This window comes from Ruminococcus sp. CAG:57, from assembly GCF_000435935.1.
Classification (GTDB): domain Bacteria; phylum Bacillota; class Clostridia; order Oscillospirales; family Ruminococcaceae; genus Hominimerdicola; species Hominimerdicola aceti.
Genome location: NZ_FR890776.1, coordinates 1 through 3,667, shown reverse-complemented (window position 1 = coordinate 3,667; position 3,667 = coordinate 1). Strand labels below are relative to the sequence as shown.

Here is a 3,667-nt window from a genome sequence, read left to right as displayed (position 1 = left end):
CGTGTTCTTGAAAAGGTCGGACGAACAAGTCTGGGTGGCTTTAATTTCTTTAGCTCAAGTGACTCTGACGACAACACCGAACATTGGAAAAAAGCTATTGACGCTATATGTGATTCTGCCGCAAGTCTTTCTTCCACCAAAACAGGTGCGCTTATAATCTGTGAGAGAAAGACAAAGCTTGGGGAACAGATAGCTACAGGAACGATACTCAACTGCATACCGTCAACAGCGATATTCGGAAACATATTCTTCCCGAATACACCGCTCCATGATGGTGCTGTAATAATCAGAGACGGAATAATACTTGCGGCAGGCTGTTTCTTGCCAAGACCGCAGAAAGACGAACTTATAAACAAACAACTCGGTTCAAGACACCGTGCAGCTATCGGAATGAGCGAAAACTCTGACGCAATAGTCGTCGTGGTATCTGAGGAAACAGGCAACATCTCAGTTGCCGAAAACGGAGAGCTTACCAGGGGATATTCAAAGGACTCTCTGAAAAGACTTCTGGACAATCGTCTTTTGCCTGAAAAGGACGCTAATTCCATTAGAGAAAATTCTTTTGCAGGAAGGGTGATTTCAAAATGGAAAAAGTAAAAAAGGCTAAAAAAGAAAATCGCCATGGTGCAGACTTTGGTCTGAGAATACTTTCCATAATCATTGCTGTAATAATATGGTTCGCCCTTTCTATCACTCAGTATCCTACAATAAACAAGACTATAACAAACGTTCCTGTTGTGTTCTCACTTGACGGAACGCAGGCAAAAGAAAAAGGACTTTCCGCACTCAACTATAAGGATATCTCCGTAGACGTTGAGATAAAGGGCATGAACTATGAGATAGGCAGCTATACTGCCGCAGATCTTGTGGCAACTGTCAATCTTGATGACGTAACAAAAGAGGGTACCTACGACCTTGACATTGATGTCAAGTCATCACATTCCACCGACAAGGTAACTGTAGTTTCTGTCAACCCTGACACTGTTTCTGTGGAGTTTGACAGACTTACCACAAAGACTATCCCACTCACCGCAGAAGCCCCGCTCATAAGCGCTGAGGAGGGCTATATCCTTAAAGAAACTACCACATCGCCAAGCGAGATAACAGTTGAAGGTCCGAAAAATGACCTTGACAACATAAGCAAAGCAGTGGCACAGATCTCAAAATCAAAGAAAATATCCGAGGACACGACTATCAACACGCAGGATATCGTATTCTATGACGATGACGACAACGTTGTTGATCCATCTAAAATAGAAGTCAAGGATACAAAGTCTGTCGATGTGAATTTTGTTATCTACAAGAAAAAGACAGCAAAGCTAAAGGTAGATATCTCTAATTGTACGGATAATTTTGATGTCAGCTCACTGCCACTGAAGCTTTCCGAGGAAGAGATATCTGTGGTGTCGCCAAATCTTGACGACTCAGATACAGAAACGCTCACTATCGGCTCCATAAAACTTTCAGAGATAAACCTTGCAAAGGTGTTCAGCTTCAAGATCCCTCTTAACTCAGGTGAGATTAATATGAATGGCGATGAAAACGTTCGTGTATCCTTTGACTCAGAGGGATACACCTCGAAGGAGTTCACCATAACATCAGACCATATCATCACAACGGGCAAGCCGTCAGGCAAGTCCACTGAGATAGAAACAAAAAAGCTCACAAACGTCAAGGTCTACGGTCCTGAAGATGTGATAAACAATCTTAAAGACAGCGACTTATACGCTGAGGTCAATCTAAGCGACATAATTGACTCTGGTTCTTATGCTCGAGAGGCTATAATCTATTCACCGACCTACAACAACGTTTGGGGTTTCGGCAAAAACGAGATACAGATAGTTGTTTCAGACTAATAAAATTTTATCGGGACGATCTATTCGTCCCGATTTTTCGGTAAAAACGCAGGAGGATATATGCCAATAATAGTAAATCAAATAAGTTCCCCCCTTAACGCAACAGAGCAGGAAGTTATCTCCACCGCTCTGAAAAAGCTAGGCAGTGTCTCAAAGCACGCCATAGACTGCGAGATACACAAAAGCTCTCTTGATGCACGAAAGCGCAACGACATTCACTTTGTCCACTCAGTTTTCGTGACACTTGACAGTGCCGACCTTGAAAAGAAGCTCTGTGAGAAGAACACTTCCCTGACCTATGTTGAGCGCAGTGTTTACAAGCCTGTCATATCCACAGAAAAAGCAGAGGGCAAAGTTGTCATTGCAGGTTTTGGACCAGCAGGAATGTTCGCAGGGCTTGCCCTTGCCGAGCAGGGATATAGACCGATTATTTTAGAGCGTGGCAGCTCAATGGAAAAACGTACTGCATCGGTACAGAAATTCTGGCTCACAGGCGAGCTTGACACCAATTGCAACGTGCAATTCGGTGAAGGTGGTGCAGGCACATTTTCTGACGGCAAGCTCACCACACGAATAAAAGACCCTCTTTGCAGATATGTTCTTGAACGCTTCGTGGATTTCGGTGCGCCGAAAGAGATCCTCACAAAAGCTAAGCCGCATATAGGCACTGACAATCTGCGAAATATCGTCACGGCTATCCGAAAAAGGATAATAGAGCTTGGGGGCGAGGTAAGATTTGACACTGCCCTCACTGATCTGGCTATCTCAAACGGCAAAGTGCAGACTATATCAGCAGGTGACAAGGACGAAAAAGTGTCTGCCGTTATACTTGCTATTGGTCATTCCGCAAGGGATACTTTTGAGCTTTTGCAGTGCAAAAACATCTTTCTGGAGCCTAAGCCGTTCTCTGTTGGCGCAAGAATAGAACATAAGCAAGCGGCTGTGGACGAAAGCTTATACGGTGACCATGCAGGCAATCCACTGCTTCCAAAGGGTGAATATCAGCTTTCATGGCGTGATAAAAACGGCAGAGGTGTTTACACTTTTTGTATGTGTCCAGGCGGTACAGTTGTGCCGTCAGCTTCCGAAAGCGGAGGCACTGTCACAAATGGCATGAGCGAGTTTGCCCGTGACGGTGAAAACGCAAACGCCGCAGTTGTCGTGGCCGTTACCCCTGACGACTTTGGCCACTGCCCGCTTGACGGAGTGGCTTTCGCACGGTCTATAGAGCAAAAAGCTTATACTCTCACAGGCTCATATAAAGGCGCAGGCACGACAGTTGGCGGATTTCTTGATGGCAAGCCTGAAATAGCAGGCACAGTTTCACCCACCTACGCACTTGGCTGTAAGGCGACAGAGCTTCGTGATGTATTCCCTAAATTCGTGACTGATATGTTGGAGGGCGGCTTGCAGAATTTCTCACGAAAAATGAAATGCTTCGGCGATAAAGGTGCAATGCTCACCGCACCTGAAACCCGTACAAGCTCCCCTGTTCGCATTACACGAAACGCAGATATGGTATCTCTCTCAGTGGAAAATCTTTATCCCTGCGGCGAGGGTGCAGGCTATGCAGGAGGCATAATGTCCGCCGCCGTTGACGGTCTTAAAGCCGCAATGCAGATAATGGCAAGACAAGCACCGTGTGATAAATAACAAAAAAAGCCGTTTGCTGTACAAAAGATCGTACAGTAAATGGCTTTTTATTGTAGGGGCGAACACTGTTCGCCCGTTTACCTACACTCGTTTGTATAAGCCGAAATATCACACAAAAAAGGGCTGTAAAAAAACGCGCAATAAAAAAAGACTGCAAC

General features: G+C 45.1%; 3 protein-coding genes. All 3 read left to right on the top strand.

Annotation, left to right across the window (positions count from 1 at the left end; all coding sequences use genetic code 11):
- Positions 1-597 (top strand): DNA integrity scanning protein DisA nucleotide-binding domain protein (locus tag QVO88_RS09640; protein ID WP_288177975.1); only part of this gene is annotated, 597 nt, incomplete at its 5' end.
- Positions 585-1,856, top strand: a complete 1,272-nt coding sequence (locus QVO88_RS09635; protein ID WP_022288268.1) for a YbbR-like domain-containing protein — start codon at positions 585-587, stop codon at positions 1,854-1,856. The genes QVO88_RS09640 and QVO88_RS09635, both read left to right, overlap by 13 nt.
- A gap of 60 nt (positions 1,857-1,916) precedes the next feature.
- The gene (locus QVO88_RS09630) at positions 1,917-3,509 is read left to right on the top strand and encodes an NAD(P)/FAD-dependent oxidoreductase (RefSeq protein WP_022288267.1); all 1,593 of its coding nucleotides are present in this window, start codon (positions 1,917-1,919) and stop codon (positions 3,507-3,509) included.
- Positions 3,510-3,667 lie beyond the last annotated feature (158 nt).

Coding starts and splice junctions, on each gene's coding strand:
- QVO88_RS09635 (WP_022288268.1), top strand. CDS start 585: ATGGAAAAAGTAAAAAAGGCTAAAAAAGAAAATCGCCATGGTGCAGAC.
- QVO88_RS09630 (WP_022288267.1), top strand. CDS start 1,917: ATGCCAATAATAGTAAATCAAATAAGTTCCCCCCTTAACGCAACAGAG.